The organism is Chryseobacterium luquanense (assembly GCF_026460945.1).
Taxonomy (GTDB): domain Bacteria; phylum Bacteroidota; class Bacteroidia; order Flavobacteriales; family Weeksellaceae; genus Chryseobacterium; species Chryseobacterium luquanense.
Map to the genome: position 1 here is coordinate 77,330 of NZ_JAOVZV010000010.1, position 14,432 is coordinate 91,761.

Sequence of the window (14,432 nt, forward strand, 5' to 3'; positions counted from 1 at the left end):
GAAACTATTTATAATCTGTTAACGAATAATCTATAAACCCATATGAATAATAGGATAATTTTTTTACGAACTATCTTTCTCTGACCTTCCGATTTCCCTAAACCCCATCTTTTCATAAAATCCGATGGCTTGTGAATTTTGTTCGTTTATATCAACTTTCGTAAAACCTGTTTTCTCTTTTAAAAACTGGCATAAAATTTTACCAAAAACCTTTCCATGAGAACTATTGTGAATAAAAAGCATTTCCAATATATTTTCAGAAACAGCCCCGAATCCTTTAATTTCTTCATTTTCAGAAATTAAATACACATCAAGACCTGGAAGATAGTCTATTGGAATGGCTTCTTTAAAATATTCAAAATCTGTTTCAGATAAAAAATCATGAGTAGCTTTAACCGCCGATTCCCAGATTTCCATAATTTTAGGATAATCTTTTGAAGTTGCAATTCTGATGGGGTGGACATGATCTAAATTTTTTGATAAAAATAAAGAAAACAAATAGTGTTAAGATTTTCTAAAACTCCAATTCTAAGTAAAATTGCATTCAAAGTAAATGATGATGTTAAAAATATATAAAATTTATTCTTCAGATAAAATCTGTGTGTTAAAATTTAAAACTTTATCCGAAATTTGAAAGACATTAAATTAAAAATCAAAACAAAATATTATGAATCAAAAGAAATATTCAGGTCAACCTGTGATTAATCTCAATAACGGAGTTGATATTCCTGCTTTAGGTTTCGGAGTTTGGCAGATGGAAAATCTTGAAGAATGTGAAAAAGCTGTTATCAAAGCGATTGAAGTTGGTTATAGAATGATTGATACGGCTGCAATTTATCAAAATGAAACAGCGGTTGGTAACGCCATTAAAAACAGCGGAATTGACCGTGAAGATTTGTTTATCACTTCAAAACTTTGGCTTCAGGATCATGGTTACGAAAAAGCAAAGTCGGCTTTTCAGAGAACGCTCAACAGATTACAGCTTGAATATCTTGATATGTATCTTATTCATTGGCCTTTCGGAGATTTTTCAGGTGCGTGGAAAGCGATGGAAGAATTGTACCATGAAGGAAAAATAAAAGCGATTGGTGTATGTAATTTTACCATTGAAAAATTAGAGGAATTAAAATCAAATTCTACGATTTCTCCAGTCATCAATCAGATTGAATTGCATCCTATTTTCCAGCAGAAAGAACTTCAGGTTTATAATAAAGAAAACAATATTGTTACACAACCTTGGAGTCCGCTTGGGAACGGAAATGCAGAACTTTTAGATAATCCTTTGCTTAAAAAGATAGCATTTAATCATAATAAATCAGTGGCTCAGGTTATTCTGAGATGGCATTTGCAGGAAGGTTTCTGTGTGATTCCGAAATCGGTGACACCTTCAAGAATCGAAGAGAATTTTGATGTATTTAATTTTGAACTTTCTGAGGAGGAGATGAATGTTGTACGTTCTCTAGATACTGGGAAAAGGTTGTTTTTTGACCCGAAAGATCCGGCTTGGGAAGAAAAAATGCTGAATGCTGTAGCAGATATTTAATAAGAATCTCTCGCAGATTTTGCTGATTATGCAGATATTTAAACTTTGAAATCTGTATTATTTGTTCAATCTGTGAGATTAAAAATCATTCCATGCAATTTAAAGATACATTCTGCAAAATATTCAACACAACACATCCCATTATTCAAGCTCCGATGTTTGGAGTAAGTACTCCTGAGATGACAGCTTCGGCGGCAAAAGCAGGTTGTTTAGGTTCATTGGCTTTAGCAGATCTTTCAGCGGAAAAATCTGTTGAATTAATTCAAAAGACAAAGAAAATGACGAATCAACATTTTGCAGTCAATATTTTTGTTCATCAGATTCCGGAAATTACCGATGAATTGAAGCTACAATATTTTAAGACGAAAAAGTTTATTGAAGAATTTGCTCAGGAAAATAATATTGAAACGAACCTTTCAAATTTAGAAGAAATTAAAATCAATTCTTATCATGAACAAATCGATGCTGCTATTTCAGAAAACTGTAAAATTTTAAGCTTTACTTTTGGAAATTTAGACCAACAAAGCATTGAAAAATTAAAAGAAAACGGAACGGTTTTGATTGGAACCTGCACTTCGGTAGAAGAAGCTTTGGAATTGGAAAAATCTGGAATTAATATTGTTTGTGTTCAGGGAATTGAAGCGGGTGGTCACAGAGGAAGCTTTGTATCTAAAAATATTCCGCAAATTGGCGGTTTTTCCTTGCTTTCTCAGGTTTACGATTCCGTAAAAGTTCCTTTGATTTATGCAGGCGGAATTTATAACGGAAAAACTTTAAAAGCTTCACAGGAATTGGGAGCACAAGGTTTTCAGGTAGGAAGTCTTTTACTTGCATCTCAGGAAAGTGCTTTGCAGGACTTCGAAAAAGAAAGGCTCAAAAAAGTAAAAGAAAAAGAGATTGTTTTAACGAAAAGTTTTTCGGGGCGTTACGCAAGAGGAATCAGGAATAAATTTATTGAGCATCTTGAAAACTCTGACTATATTTTACCGTATCCTTATCAAAATAAACTAACAGGCGAAATGAGAAGAATGGCAAGAACAGCAAAAAATGCTGAGTTTGTTAATCTTTGGGTAGGGCAATCAATTGTTGATTACAGCGAACTTTCGACTCAGGATATTTTAGAAAGATTAATTAAGGAATATTCAGAATCTATATAGTTTTAAAATTCTAGCAGATTTAAGTGATTTTGCAGATTTAATAATGAGAAAAAACAAAATTAAAAGGATATTATTTAACCTATATTTAAACCATAAAATCACACAATATAAATGAAATCACCATCACAAAATTTCGAAAAACCAATAAGGAAAAAGTCAACTGTAAGAAAAATATTTAAAATTATCGGATTTGGATTTTTAGTTTTAATATTGGGTTTAGGCATCTCAGAATACGTTTACCGAAACGAAACAGAAACGCCACTTTACAAAATTCAACAATATTTAACGTATAGTAAGGAAGATTGGAAGAATTATGAAAACAATAAAAAGATTTTGGCTAGTTTCCCGGCTGAATCTGGTAATGTAGATATTGCAACTCCAGCTCCTGAAAGCCCAATTGATACCTTGATGTGGACAAATGCAATTAAAAATAAAGACTATATTCCGGATGAGGTTTTGGCTGAAATTAAAAGGTATAAAGCACGAGATTTTTCTAAATTAATTTTAGCGGAAAGGAAACCGACTGACGAAGAAGCACAAAATGCCATTATCCGAAATTATAAAAATGAAGTAACTAAACTTTTAGATGAATATAAAGCACACATTCAGATTGGAACGGCTTATAATGCGCCATTGCAATCAGGAGACGAATTGGTAAGAGTTACCGCAATGGTCTCCGCATTTAATAAAGAGCGAGGAAATTTGGGAAACATTCAAATGCCACTCAATGTAATCTATGATTTTGTACAGTATAAATCTGAGCCTGATGTTTGGTATTTGTCTGATTTTAGCCAAAATATTCCTTATGATTATAAGCTTAATAAAGATCTTTGGTAAATTTTTCTAAGTCATTATAAAACAAAAATCGCTTTCAAAAATTGAAAGCGATTTTTAATTTTAATTTGAGATTGCTTTGCTCGCAATGATTTATTTCGTTAAATCTAAACCACCGAAATTTCCGGAGCTCATCATCATATAAACTCCCTGAGTTTTGTCTAATAAATCCCAATAAGCATGAAGTTCTTCTGCGTTGGTAAAGACTTTCAGATTTTCATTTTTGAATTTCTCTTTGATTAATTCAGGAGAAATAGGCTCCATTCTTTTGATTTTTAAGGCATCTTCAGAATAGAAAACGATGGCTTCATCCAATCCGTCCATTGCATGATCGTATTGCTCAAGAAAAACAGGATTTAAACTTGAATAGGTGTGAAGTTCAAGAAAACCATATTTCTTTTCATTTTTAAACTGTTCGCAAAATGCTTTTACAGCAGCTTTCACTTTACTTGGAGCGTGTGCAAAATCTTTGTAAAGAATTCCTCTATCTTCTCTTTCTACTTTTTCAAGACGTTTTGAAGCACCTTTAAAACTCATAATCGCATCATAGAAATCTTCGTCCATAATTCCCAAAGTGTGGCAAATATGTCTCGCTCCTTCAAGATTTAATAAATTGTGCGCTCCAAAAACAGAAAGCGGAATATCTCCCATTTCGGTCTTAAGAAGTACTTTTCCGTTGCTGATTTCATATTCCGGAGTTTTGTATGGCATTTTTCTGAAATAATTTTCAGCATTTTCTACTACTTTTACCACTTCCGCATCTTCTTCATTATAAACCAAAACTCCACCCGGAGTAATGCTTGATACGAATTTTCTGAACTGCTCAATGTAATCGTCAAATGTTTTGAAAACATTGATGTGATCCCAAGCAATTCCGCTCATTAAAGCGATATTCGGTTGATATAAAAGGAATTTTGAACGCAAATCGATAGGAGAGGAAAGATATTCGTCACCTTCCAAAACCATAAAATCGTTATCTTCAGTCAGTTTTACCATACAGTCGAAACCTTCCAACTGCGCTCCGACCATATAATCTACATCTTTCTGATGGAAATTCAGAACGTGAAGAATCATCGAAGTAATCGTGGTTTTGCCGTGTGAACCGGCGATGACAACTCTGGTTTTTGTTTTTGACTGTTCGTAAAGAAATTCAGGATAAGAATATATTTTTAAGCCTAATTCTTTTGCTTTAGCCAATTCAGGATTGTCTTGATGAGCATGCATTCCAAGGATTACAGCATCAATATCAGACGTAATTTTTTCAGGAAACCAACCTAATTCTTCAGGAAGAATTCCTTTTTTTTCTAATCTCGATTTTGAAGGTTCAAAAATAGCATCATCCGAACCTGTAACCTGATATCCTTTATCTTTAAGAGCAATGGCAAGGTTATGCATTGCGCTTCCGCCAATAGCAATAAAATGAGTTCTCAACTTATTTTCTTAGTTTTTTACGTTGTTATTAATGATTTCCTGAAAATTTGCCGTAATATTTTCCCAATTGGTTTTGTAATTGGGCATGATCATGCTTCCATCGTTCTTACTTCCTTCATTTGCTCCTTTCTTAACGTTGATGGATGTTGTTACATTATCATACATCTTTTTATGATCTTCCTGAATTCTTCTGAAATTATTTTTCGAAAGTGTTTCGTCTAGTTTTTTCAGATCTTCATTAGATATTTTAAAGTTTTTCTTTGTTTTTTTACCTTGTCCTTCAAAAGAATAATGAGCATCATTTCCTTTAATTAAAAGGTTTTCGTAAGATGGAGCGTAACCACCGCTTCTAGAATAACTGATGTCAAAATCTGAATATACTTTTTGACTGTTGCATGAAAGGGCTGTTATAATAATTAAAAATATTCCTAAAATCTTCTTCATTGTTGTCGTTTTAGTTTTGTGGGTTGGTTTGGTCAGATTTTTTAGCTTTAATTTCTTCATCATAAGTATGTAGAATATTAAAATCTTCGGTCTGTTCAATGGCAGTCATTATTTTCAGAAGAATTTGCTGTGCATTCTCGTTATCATAATCAATGTCTAAAGGCTTTTTAAATTCCATTGTTGGTTTTACTCCAGTCACTTTTACACGAAGTCCTTTTTTATCAAACGCTCTTCTGAAGCCATTTATTTTGATTGGAATTACAATCGGCCGTTGATTTTTAACCAATTTTGCGGTTCCTTTTCTTCCCTGAGCAAAAGCTGCAGTTGTACCTTGAGGAAATGTAGCTACCCAACCGTTGTCTAGAGCTTTCATGATATTGTCGATCTCACCAAGATCTACCATTCTGTTAATATTTTTACCTTCTGCTCTCCAAGTTCTTTTCACGGTAACTGCACCTGCAATTTTAAATATTTTTGGAAGAATTCCTTTGTTCATCGTTTCTTCAGCGGCTACATAATAAAAATCTACTCTCGGATTTAAAAGGTAAATGGGGTTTTTAATAGTGTTTAAATAGCCATTGTTTACCGCACAAAATGCGTGATACATTGCTGCAACATCGGCAAAGTAGGTTTGATGGTTGGATACGAAAAGCACATTGGAATCCGGAAGATCTACCAAATTCTCTGTTCCGGTGATTTTCAGCTTGTTAAAGCCGTTGAATCTTCTGTAAGAAACAATTCCCAGAATAAAAATGATAAATCTTTTTAAGAAATAAGGTGTTCCGAATGAATCGGTAAAAATGTTTTTCTTCGCCATTTTTTAATTAAACATAATAGTCGCAAAGTTACATTTTTTTAATCAACTGGCTGAATTCGCTCAGGATCATGGCTGTAGCTCCCCAAATAATATATCCGTTGAAATTAATGACAGGAACTTCATGACCTCCCGCTCCGGGAAGCGCCATAATTTCGGGACTGTCTGGTAAATTTAAAAATGAAGTAATAGGAAATTCAATTACTTCCACGGCTTCACTTTGCTGTAAAATAAATTCCGGATTTTTTTTGGTATAAGAAATATAGGGATAAACGTAAAAATTACTCGGCGGAATGTAAATAGGAGACAATTCACGAATAATTCTCACGTAATGTTTTTCAAGACCTATTTCCTCAGAAGTTTCACGAATGGCGGTTTCGGCAAAGTCTCTATCTGTTTCTTCAAGTTTTCCACCGGGAAGGGAGATTTGTCCGCTGTGTCTGTCTCTTTCGTTGGTACTTCTTACAATTAAAGGAAAATACCATTCATTATCTTTTAAATATAAAACGATATTCACGGCAGCAAATTTTGGATTTTTTTCTAAAACCTCATCATAAGTAAATATAGGCCGGGAAGGAGGAGAGAAAACTCCATGCGCATTTGAGCCTGCTAATTCAGCATTTTTTATTTTTCTTAAAAGATCTTTTCCAAAACTTTCCATAGCTCAAATTTACTAATATATCTTGTAGAAAGGAAACCGGAAAATGTTAATTATCGATAATTTTAAGAGTAAAGCTTACACCGTAATTATACGGATGAACTTTGTAACTAATAGCCGTTAGAACGAAAAACTGAAAACAGTTACAATACAAACTGCATTCAGTGATTTTTAAAATTTACACTATTCCAGTGGTTTTTTCCTCATTTTGTGCCTCTATCTTTGTCTCACTATTAACCAACTAAATTTTAATTAAAATGAAAAAATTAGTAACAGGAGCATTTGTTGTTCTATCAGCAAGCTTCGCTTTAGCCCAAAACAGTGATAATAATGTAACCCAAACTGGAAACAGTAATTCTGCTACAGTTACACAGCAAAGCCTTAGTACATTTGGTAATGAGAATGTATCTGACCAAACAGGTACAGGAAACACAATTAATGTGAAACAAAGAAGTAATAGTGGTCGTAATAAAGCCGAAACTACTCAAAACGGATTAATAAACGAAGCTACCGTGTCTCAAGGACAGGGTTTTTCTGCTGGTGGAGTTGAAGTAAAACAAGATCAGGACGGTCTTCGAAATAGAGCTACAGCTACACAAGAATATACATGGCAGTCAAAAATTGATCAAAAACAAGTAGGTAGCCTAAACACTGTAAGAGCTACGCAAGGCGGTGCAGATGTAAGATCTAATATTAAACAAGATCAGGATGGTTTAAGTAATACTGCTACAGCTTCACAAAGTCAGGGAAGTTTTGTGCGTCCATACGGAACTTGGAGTACAGCAAATGATATCAACCAAATTCAAGATGGTAATTTTAATACTGCTACAGGTACTCAAGTTGGATATTTGAATGATTTAGATCAAGTTCAAGACGGTAGTTTAAACCGTGCAACATCTACACAAACAGGTGAAAGACACGATACATCTCAAGATCAGGATGGAAACTTAAACGTTGCTACTACTACACAGACTGGTGTTCATCAAACGGCAACTCAGAATCAGGATGGTAATTTAAATAATGCTTCTGCTACACAAGGCGGAAATGATAATTCCGTAACACAAACACAAAACGGAAATTCAAACCGAGCTACAACTAATCAATCTGGTGGTTCTTCTTGGAATACACAAACTCAAAATGGTAACAACAATGTTGTTTCTGCTAATCAATCGGGGGGTATATACAATGCAGCAATGCAGTCACAAACTAATAACAGAAACAATGCAACTTTGGATCAGGTTGGAAGTTATAACGAAGCAGGACAATATCAAACAGGTTTGAGAAACTTAGCAGATGGTGACCAAACTGGTGATCGTAACTCATTAGACATCAATCAAAATGGTAACGATAATGAAGGATTTGCTACTCAAAGTAATAATTATAACAAATCTGATATTGACCAAATCGGAAATGATAACTATGCAAGATCAAACCAAAGCGGTTCTGCAAGTGCTAATGGAAACATGAATTCTGTTAAAATGTATCAACAAGGAAATGATAACAGCTCTATCGGAGAACAGTCTGTTGGAAACAGTAATAAGTTAGTCGCTAACCAATATGGTAATGATAATATTTCTGAAAGCTACCAAATTGGAAGCAGTAATACTGCTACAATCAATCAAGGTGCATCTTCAATGGCTGCAAACAGCAATGAGTCTTACGTTACACAAAACGGTAACGGAAACATGGCTACGATAAGCCAAATGACAAACGGTAATACTCATACTTCAATGCAGATGGGTAATTCAAATACAGTTACAGTTAATCAGTAAATTTAGCAAACATTTTTTGAAAGAGAAACTTCGGTTTCTCTTTTTTTTTTGCCTATTCGTATTTATACGGTATGCAATAACCGAAATCAGTGATTTTTTAATAGTAACTGTTTAACGTGTTTTGTAAAGCCCTGTATTCAAGTACCTTTAAAAAAAATAAAACATGAAAGCTTTTGAGAAAATATTTATTACGCTGGCTTTACTCTTTGCAATAGCAACAAAGTCACAAACCACAGACTGGAATCTTATCAATAGTCAGAATGCACTCGATATGATTAGCTTTCAAAATTCTAATCCGGCAGCTTCTGCATCTTATGGTTCACAAGTGGTACAAATGGGAAATAACAATAATGCAGATTTACAGCTTAACGCAAAAACAAATATTGTTATACAGCAGCTCGGTGATCAAAACAGTATTTATTTTAATAATGCATTTTCTCCCAAAGAAAATAAATCGGCAATTACTACCCAGGGAAATAATAATATTATAGATATAACCGGGACCAACAGTATTTCGGAGGGTTTGCATCTCAATATTAAAAGTGATAATAAGACCATATTTATGAGAAATTATTAATACAATATCTATGAGAAATTTAATCTCTTTTTTTTCTAAAGCTTTCTTTATCTTTTTGTCTGTCTGTTTACATGCACAGGAAGATAAAGGAATTGTTGCAAAAATTGAGAAAAATGTAATAGAGAAGCAGCTTTTAGTTAAAGCGGTTGTTACTAATAATTCTTCCATTTATAGGGAGCTCAATTATCTCTTGGTCGCTATTAAAAAAGGCAGCAACGGAAATCTTTCAAATAATAAACAAAGCGGAAAGTTTTCTATAAACCCTAATGAAACCAAATCCTTATCCGAACTCAGCGTAAATCTTGATAAAAATGATGCTTTGAAAGCTTATTTATATATAAGAGATGAAGAAAATCAAAAGCTTATTTCGAAAGACAGTCTTGAGATTAATCAGAATTTTCTAAAAAATAAAATTGCAAAAGTAGAAAGCGATGTCGTTTTTGAATTGCGTGGTCTCACCATTGACGAAACAAAAACAAAAGTTGGCAAAGACTTTTACGATCAGTTTTACATTCAGTATAATCAGCTTCCTGAAAAGAGCAGTTCTGCAATCAAAATTACAGAATTGCCGACGAGAGGTACAAGCGGACAGATTACTATCGAAATTGATGATAAAATTATCTACGATTTTGTAACCAATCCCAGCGAAGAATTTATTACTGAGCAGGTTTTTAATTCTCTCAGATATATTAAAGAATTTACAGCGAGCAAAAATCTTGTGAAAAATGAATTTATCTACTAAAACTAACTACCATGAAAACCATAGCAATTTTTTTAATTTTCTTATCAGGAACTTACCTGATAAAGTCACAACAATTGGTCTATAAACCCATCAATCCGGCTTTTGGTGGAGATACCTTTAATTATCAGTGGCTATTAAGCTCAGCGAGTGCTCAAAATCAGTTTGACGATAACAAAGGCGCTAATCTGTTGGGTAACTCCAGTTCCTTAGATAGTTTTACTCAAAGTCTTAATCGGCAGGTTTTGAGCCAGCTTTCTTCAAAACTTTTTCAGGATCAGTTTGGAAGTGGAGGAGTACAGCCGGGAAATTATCTTTTTGGTTCCCTTTACCTGCAGGTTACTGCAACATCACAGGGAACTATGATCAGTATCTTGGATACAAATACGGGAGAACAATCTGAGATTGTGATTCCAAAATAAAAAAACTAAAAACTATACCATGAGATTTTTTTTAACTATCAGAATTATATTCTGTATGCTCTTATTGTATGCCCTACAATCGTGTGGAACCGCAATGAGTTTTACTTCTAATAAAGAGGTCTCAACGATGGGTGAGATTACGACTCACACCACAGAACTGCGAAATTTACCGTTACCTAAAGAGAAAGTTGTCATAGGTGTTTATAAGTTCCGGGATCAAACCGGGCAATATAAACCTTCTGAAAACGGAGCAAACTGGAGTACCGCAGTACCACAAGGTACAACTACCATTCTTATTAAAGCTTTGGAAGACAGCAGATGGTTTAAACCCATCGAAAGAGAAAATATTGCCAATCTTCTTAATGAAAGACAGATTATTCGATCTACAAGACAGGAATATTTAAAGGATGCAGATAAGAATAGTCAAAATTTACCACCTTTATTGTACGCAGGAATGCTTTTGGAGGGTGGAGTGATTTCTTACGACAGCAACGTGATGACAGGCGGAATTGGAGCAAGATATTTTGGAATCGGGGCTTCGTCACAATACAGACAAGATAGAATTACAATTTATCTTCGTGCAGTTTCTACTTTAAATGGAGAAATTCTAAAAACTGTTTATGTTTCTAAAACCATCCTTTCTACAAGTGTAAACGGAAGCTTCTTTAAATATATCGATACTGAAAGATTGATGGAAGCTGAGGTTGGTTTCACTCAAAACGAGCCAATTCAGCTGGCTGTAACAGATGCAATCGAAAAAGCGGTTAAATCATTAATTATTGAAGGGATAAAAGATAATATTTGGGGGAAATCATTAGGTGATCCTGCAAATTATCAAAAAATTGTAGATGATTATGATTTGGAAGCTCAGAAAAATACCAACAGACAGATTGGGAATATTTATGCAACTGCAGAAAGATCAAAATTTTCTTTATTTGGTCAAGTTGAAGGTAATCAGGTGAGAAATGATTATGTAAATCCAGTTGCCCAGTTTGGTTTAAAAGGTGGAGTAAAATATTTTTTCGATAAAAATTTCAATGTAGAATTAAGCGCATCAGCTTACAGATTAGAAAATCAGGGAATTCTAAGACGTACTTTCATTTCTCCCGAACTTAATTTAGAATATTTTCTTTTACCAAAATATAAATTTTCCCCATTTATTTATGCCGGAGTTGGTGGTATGTTTTCTACTGAAGATGTAAAATACAAATCGCAATTCGGAGGTGGTTTTGAATATCTGGCTTTTAAAAACCTTGGAGTGAGAATTTCTTCTCAATATGATATTGGGTTTTCAGATGATTGGGATCTTCTCAAAAACGGAAAAAGAAATGATCATGCATTGAGATTTGGTTTAGGTCTAAACCTTTATTTTGGCAATAAAAACTAATAATTATGAAAACTTTTATAAAAATATTTACCCTTTTCGTTTTACTTTTCATGTTAGGATCGTGCAACGAAGAATTGGTAGAGCAGTCGCAAACAGGGGTTCTTAAAGGTAAAGTTGTGAAAAAAGGCACCAATGAACCGATACCCAATGCGAAAGTAATCACAACGCCGAGTACACAAACCGTATTTAGTGATAAAGATGGGTTATTCGAAATAAAAAATATTCCATTAGGAAATTATTCTGTAAAAGCTGAATTGTCGGGATATGTTGCCAATTTTCAGGCAGTAAATATTCAGGGCGAAAATCAAACCGTGACTGTAGTTTTTGAGATGAGTGATGATGATTCTCTCAATTCACCACCTACAACTCCTGTTTTGTTGAGCCCGATTGACAACGCTTTAAATCAACCTTTGAATGTTGAATTAAAATGGAATTCTACTGATCCCGATACTTCTGATGTTTTAAAATACAGATTAATTGTTAAAAATAATATCAATACCAATGTTGTTGAGGTAAATGATCTTACCGCAAAAAATTATACACTGAATAATTTACAGTATGGAGTAAGCTACTTTTGGCAGGTTGCTGTTTCAGACGGTATTCATCCTGAAGTTTTGAGTGCTGTATTCAAATTTACAACCAGTACGGTTCCTTCAAACCGTTTTCATTATGTACAAAAACAAAACGGTAATCTTACAATCATTTCTAGTGATAGCCAGGGAAACTATTTTCAGTTTACACAAACCATGTACAACAGCTGGAGACCGAGAAAAAACAATAATGCAGGCTTAGTCGCATTTTTAAGAACTGAAGGTGGTGGAACTCATATTTACACTGCAAACCCGGATGGTTCAAATCCATTTAAAGTAACACAAATTCCGGTTTCAGGATTTAATAATTATGAAATGGATTTTGCATGGAGCACGAATGGAAATACTTTGATTTATTCCAACTTCGATAAATTATATAGAATTAATAAAGATGGAAGCGGACAACAATTATTGTACACAACACCCGATGGAAGCTTGATTACAGAATGTGATTGGAGCTATGATAACAGTAAAATCGCATTAAAAACCAATAATTACAACGGGTATAATGTTAAAATTTTCATCATCGATATGCTTGGAAATGTGACGAAAAATATTGTAACCGGAGGTTCCGGAGCTGCAGGAGGATTGAATTTTTCTGTTGACGGACAAAAATTATTATACACAAGAGATGTTTCCGGGTATCAGGATTCAAATTACCGACAGCTCGATTCCCGAATTTTTATCTATAATTTAATAACAAATGCAATTCTGGATGTTTCTGCAGAAAGCGATAAACCTACAGGAACCAATGATCTGGATCCGAGGTTTTCGCCAAATGATTCGCAGATTATTCTGATGAATACTTCCAATGATAATATTTCACAAAAAAACGTAGTAGTTATTGACTTGAATACTTCAATGATTGATTTTGTTCGAACCACACTTTTCACCAACGCCGAAATGCCGGATTACGAATAAGATAATTGACAAATAGTTCTCGCAGATTTTAAATTTTTATTGGAATTAAAATCTGCTAAATCAAAAAAATCTGCGAGAATTTAAAAGAAAGTAAAATTTATATCATCTTTAGATTAAAATTAAACATTGCAATTAATAACAGATAATCAGAAAATGAATAATCAGTTCAAATATTCATATTAATTTTGTAAACTTTTGCCTCGAATTTTTTCCATGATTTACGGCAAAAAAGAAATCTAAACCTTTTGAGTTTAGATTTCTTTTGTTTTTTAAAGCTTAAATTTTTTAGTTGAAAATGTTATTCTCCAAAGCATATTTTACCACACCTACCGAATTTTTCACATTCAGTTTTAAAAGAATTCTTTTTCTGTGAGTTTCTACAGTATTAATGCTGATAAAAAGTCCTTCGCTGATGTCTTTACTGCTCAATCCGTCGCAGATAAGTTTTAAAATTTCCATTTCGCGTTTGGTTAAAGGATCTTTAATGTGAGAATTTTGTTTTTCCTGCTCATGACTGATATAATTAATCATCATTTCTTTCGCATATTCACAAATGTATATTTCATTTAAAAGTAATGATTGAATTGATTTTAAAAATTCTGCGTAAGAACTGTTTTTGTCGAGATAACTTTTAATACCCTTATTAAAAAGCTTTCTGATCGTTGCGACATCAAAAGAATTTCCGATGATAATAATCTTGATATTTTTGTTCTCAACGAGAATTTTTTCTACACAAGAATACATTTCGGTAAGAACCAAAATACCGGAGCTAATCATTAAAAATTCAGGGGGATTGTTTTTGATGTGCTCAGATAGATTTTTGTACGAATTAAAAATTTCAATTGAGCTAAAAATTTTGTCTTGAACAAGTAGTTTTGATAAACCTTCTGCATACAGCAGCGGCTCATCAAAGATGGTTAATTTAGGCTTCATCAGGTTTAGTTTTCAGTATATAAATATAGGGAAAATTATCGAATTTCAGACTGAATATTCTGTTTATTTGTGATTTTAATTAAAATAATCCATGTTTTTATGAAAAAACAATAATTCTGAAATTTTTATATCACTTTAAATTGAATTTTTATTTTTATTTATAGTTTTAAAAATGTTAAATATGTTTATAACAGGGAGTTAACAGAGGTT

The 14,432-nt window shown here is 33.3% G+C and carries 15 protein-coding genes; 9 read left to right on the plus strand and 6 right to left on the minus strand.

Going from position 1 to position 14,432, the window contains the following annotated elements:
* Positions 1-63: 63 nt before the first annotated feature.
* Entirely contained in the window at positions 64-417 is a 354-nt protein-coding gene (locus OEA66_RS10525; protein WP_267281330.1) for a GNAT family N-acetyltransferase, read from the minus strand.
* Positions 418-667: 250 nt separating this feature from the next.
* On the opposite strand from OEA66_RS10525, the gene OEA66_RS10530 reads away from it, so the two are divergent.
* From OEA66_RS10530 to OEA66_RS10540, 3 genes are all read left to right on the plus strand, one after another.
* Positions 668-1,543 carry an aldo/keto reductase gene (locus tag OEA66_RS10530; RefSeq protein ID WP_267281331.1) on the plus strand — a complete coding sequence of 292 codons (876 nt, stop codon included), beginning with the start codon at positions 668-670 and terminating at the stop codon, positions 1,541-1,543.
* A 59-nt stretch (positions 1,544-1,602) separates the two neighbouring features.
* Entirely contained in the window at positions 1,603-2,700 is a 1,098-nt protein-coding gene (locus OEA66_RS10535; RefSeq protein WP_267281550.1) for an NAD(P)H-dependent flavin oxidoreductase, read from the plus strand.
* 111 nt (positions 2,701-2,811) lie between these two features.
* Positions 2,812-3,537, plus strand: a complete 726-nt coding sequence (locus tag OEA66_RS10540; RefSeq protein WP_267281332.1) for a hypothetical protein — start codon at positions 2,812-2,814, stop codon at positions 3,535-3,537.
* A gap of 90 nt (positions 3,538-3,627) precedes the next feature.
* Here the strand turns inward: OEA66_RS10540 and OEA66_RS10545 are convergent, their stop codons facing one another.
* Genes OEA66_RS10545 through OEA66_RS10560 form a run of 4 tightly spaced genes read right to left on the minus strand, consistent with a single transcriptional unit; the run spans position 3,628 to position 6,884 of the window.
* The gene (locus OEA66_RS10545) at positions 3,628-4,965 is read right to left on the minus strand and encodes a UDP-N-acetylmuramate--L-alanine ligase (RefSeq protein ID WP_267281333.1); all 1,338 of its coding nucleotides are present in this window, start codon (positions 4,963-4,965) and stop codon (positions 3,628-3,630) included.
* 9 nt (positions 4,966-4,974) lie between these two features.
* Positions 4,975-5,409, minus strand: coding sequence for a hypothetical protein (locus OEA66_RS10550; RefSeq protein ID WP_267281334.1), 435 nt, complete (start codon positions 5,407-5,409; stop codon positions 4,975-4,977).
* A gap of 10 nt (positions 5,410-5,419) precedes the next feature.
* Positions 5,420-6,226, minus strand: coding sequence for a lysophospholipid acyltransferase family protein (locus tag OEA66_RS10555; RefSeq protein ID WP_267267255.1), 807 nt, complete (start codon positions 6,224-6,226; stop codon positions 5,420-5,422).
* Positions 6,227-6,254: 28 nt separating this feature from the next.
* On the minus strand, positions 6,255-6,884 hold the full coding sequence (locus OEA66_RS10560) for an NUDIX hydrolase (protein ID WP_267281335.1): 630 nt from the start codon (positions 6,882-6,884) through the stop codon (positions 6,255-6,257).
* A gap of 254 nt (positions 6,885-7,138) precedes the next feature.
* Here OEA66_RS10560 and OEA66_RS10565 point away from each other — a divergent pair, with 254 nt between their 5' ends.
* The 6 genes from OEA66_RS10565 to OEA66_RS10590 all read left to right on the plus strand — a co-directional run bounded on the left by OEA66_RS10565 (position 7,139) and on the right by OEA66_RS10590 (position 13,289).
* Positions 7,139-8,653 (plus strand): hypothetical protein, encoded by a 1,515-nt coding sequence (locus OEA66_RS10565; RefSeq protein WP_267281336.1) that lies wholly within the window; start codon positions 7,139-7,141, stop codon positions 8,651-8,653.
* A 163-nt stretch (positions 8,654-8,816) separates the two neighbouring features.
* A complete protein-coding gene (locus OEA66_RS10570) occupies positions 8,817-9,230 on the plus strand; it encodes a hypothetical protein (RefSeq protein ID WP_267281337.1) in 414 nt (137 codons plus the stop codon).
* A gap of 10 nt (positions 9,231-9,240) precedes the next feature.
* The gene (locus OEA66_RS10575; RefSeq protein WP_267281338.1) at positions 9,241-9,972 is read left to right on the plus strand and encodes a CsgE family curli-type amyloid fiber assembly protein; all 732 of its coding nucleotides are present in this window, start codon (positions 9,241-9,243) and stop codon (positions 9,970-9,972) included.
* Positions 9,973-9,983: 11 nt separating this feature from the next.
* Positions 9,984-10,391 carry a curli assembly protein CsgF gene (locus OEA66_RS10580; RefSeq protein ID WP_267267250.1) on the plus strand — a complete coding sequence of 136 codons (408 nt, stop codon included), beginning with the start codon at positions 9,984-9,986 and terminating at the stop codon, positions 10,389-10,391.
* A 19-nt stretch (positions 10,392-10,410) separates the two neighbouring features.
* A complete protein-coding gene (locus OEA66_RS10585; RefSeq protein WP_267281339.1) occupies positions 10,411-11,778 on the plus strand; it encodes a CsgG/HfaB family protein in 1,368 nt (455 codons plus the stop codon).
* A gap of 5 nt (positions 11,779-11,783) precedes the next feature.
* Positions 11,784-13,289, plus strand: a complete 1,506-nt coding sequence (locus tag OEA66_RS10590) for a carboxypeptidase-like regulatory domain-containing protein (protein WP_267281340.1) — start codon at positions 11,784-11,786, stop codon at positions 13,287-13,289.
* Between the two features lie 285 nt (positions 13,290-13,574).
* Here the strand turns inward: OEA66_RS10590 and OEA66_RS10595 are convergent, their stop codons facing one another.
* On the minus strand, positions 13,575-14,222 hold the full coding sequence (locus tag OEA66_RS10595; RefSeq protein WP_267281341.1) for a response regulator transcription factor: 648 nt from the start codon (positions 14,220-14,222) through the stop codon (positions 13,575-13,577).
* Positions 14,223-14,432: the final 210 nt, after the last annotated feature.

What these genes read in the sequence shown, in the direction of transcription:
- OEA66_RS10565 (WP_267281336.1), top strand. Translation starts at nt 7,139, where the DNA reads ATGAAAAAATTAGTAACAGGAGCATTTGTTGTTCTATCAGCAAGCTTC.
- OEA66_RS10590 (WP_267281340.1), top strand. Translation starts at nt 11,784, where the DNA reads ATGAAAACTTTTATAAAAATATTTACCCTTTTCGTTTTACTTTTCATG.
- OEA66_RS10540 (WP_267281332.1), top strand. Translation starts at nt 2,812, where the DNA reads ATGAAATCACCATCACAAAATTTCGAAAAACCAATAAGGAAAAAGTCA.
- OEA66_RS10560 (WP_267281335.1), bottom strand. Translation starts at nt 6,884, where the DNA reads ATGGAAAGTTTTGGAAAAGATCTTTTAAGAAAAATAAAAAATGCTGAA.
- OEA66_RS10585 (WP_267281339.1), top strand. Translation starts at nt 10,411, where the DNA reads ATGAGATTTTTTTTAACTATCAGAATTATATTCTGTATGCTCTTATTG.
- OEA66_RS10555 (WP_267267255.1), bottom strand. Translation starts at nt 6,226, where the DNA reads ATGGCGAAGAAAAACATTTTTACCGATTCATTCGGAACACCTTATTTC.
- OEA66_RS10550 (WP_267281334.1), bottom strand. Translation starts at nt 5,409, where the DNA reads ATGAAGAAGATTTTAGGAATATTTTTAATTATTATAACAGCCCTTTCA.
- OEA66_RS10595 (WP_267281341.1), bottom strand. Translation starts at nt 14,222, where the DNA reads ATGAAGCCTAAATTAACCATCTTTGATGAGCCGCTGCTGTATGCAGAA.
- OEA66_RS10575 (WP_267281338.1), top strand. Translation starts at nt 9,241, where the DNA reads ATGAGAAATTTAATCTCTTTTTTTTCTAAAGCTTTCTTTATCTTTTTG.
- OEA66_RS10580 (WP_267267250.1), top strand. Translation starts at nt 9,984, where the DNA reads ATGAAAACCATAGCAATTTTTTTAATTTTCTTATCAGGAACTTACCTG.
- OEA66_RS10570 (WP_267281337.1), top strand. Translation starts at nt 8,817, where the DNA reads ATGAAAGCTTTTGAGAAAATATTTATTACGCTGGCTTTACTCTTTGCA.
- OEA66_RS10530 (WP_267281331.1), top strand. Translation starts at nt 668, where the DNA reads ATGAATCAAAAGAAATATTCAGGTCAACCTGTGATTAATCTCAATAAC.
- OEA66_RS10525 (WP_267281330.1), bottom strand. Translation starts at nt 417, where the DNA reads ATGGAAATCTGGGAATCGGCGGTTAAAGCTACTCATGATTTTTTATCT.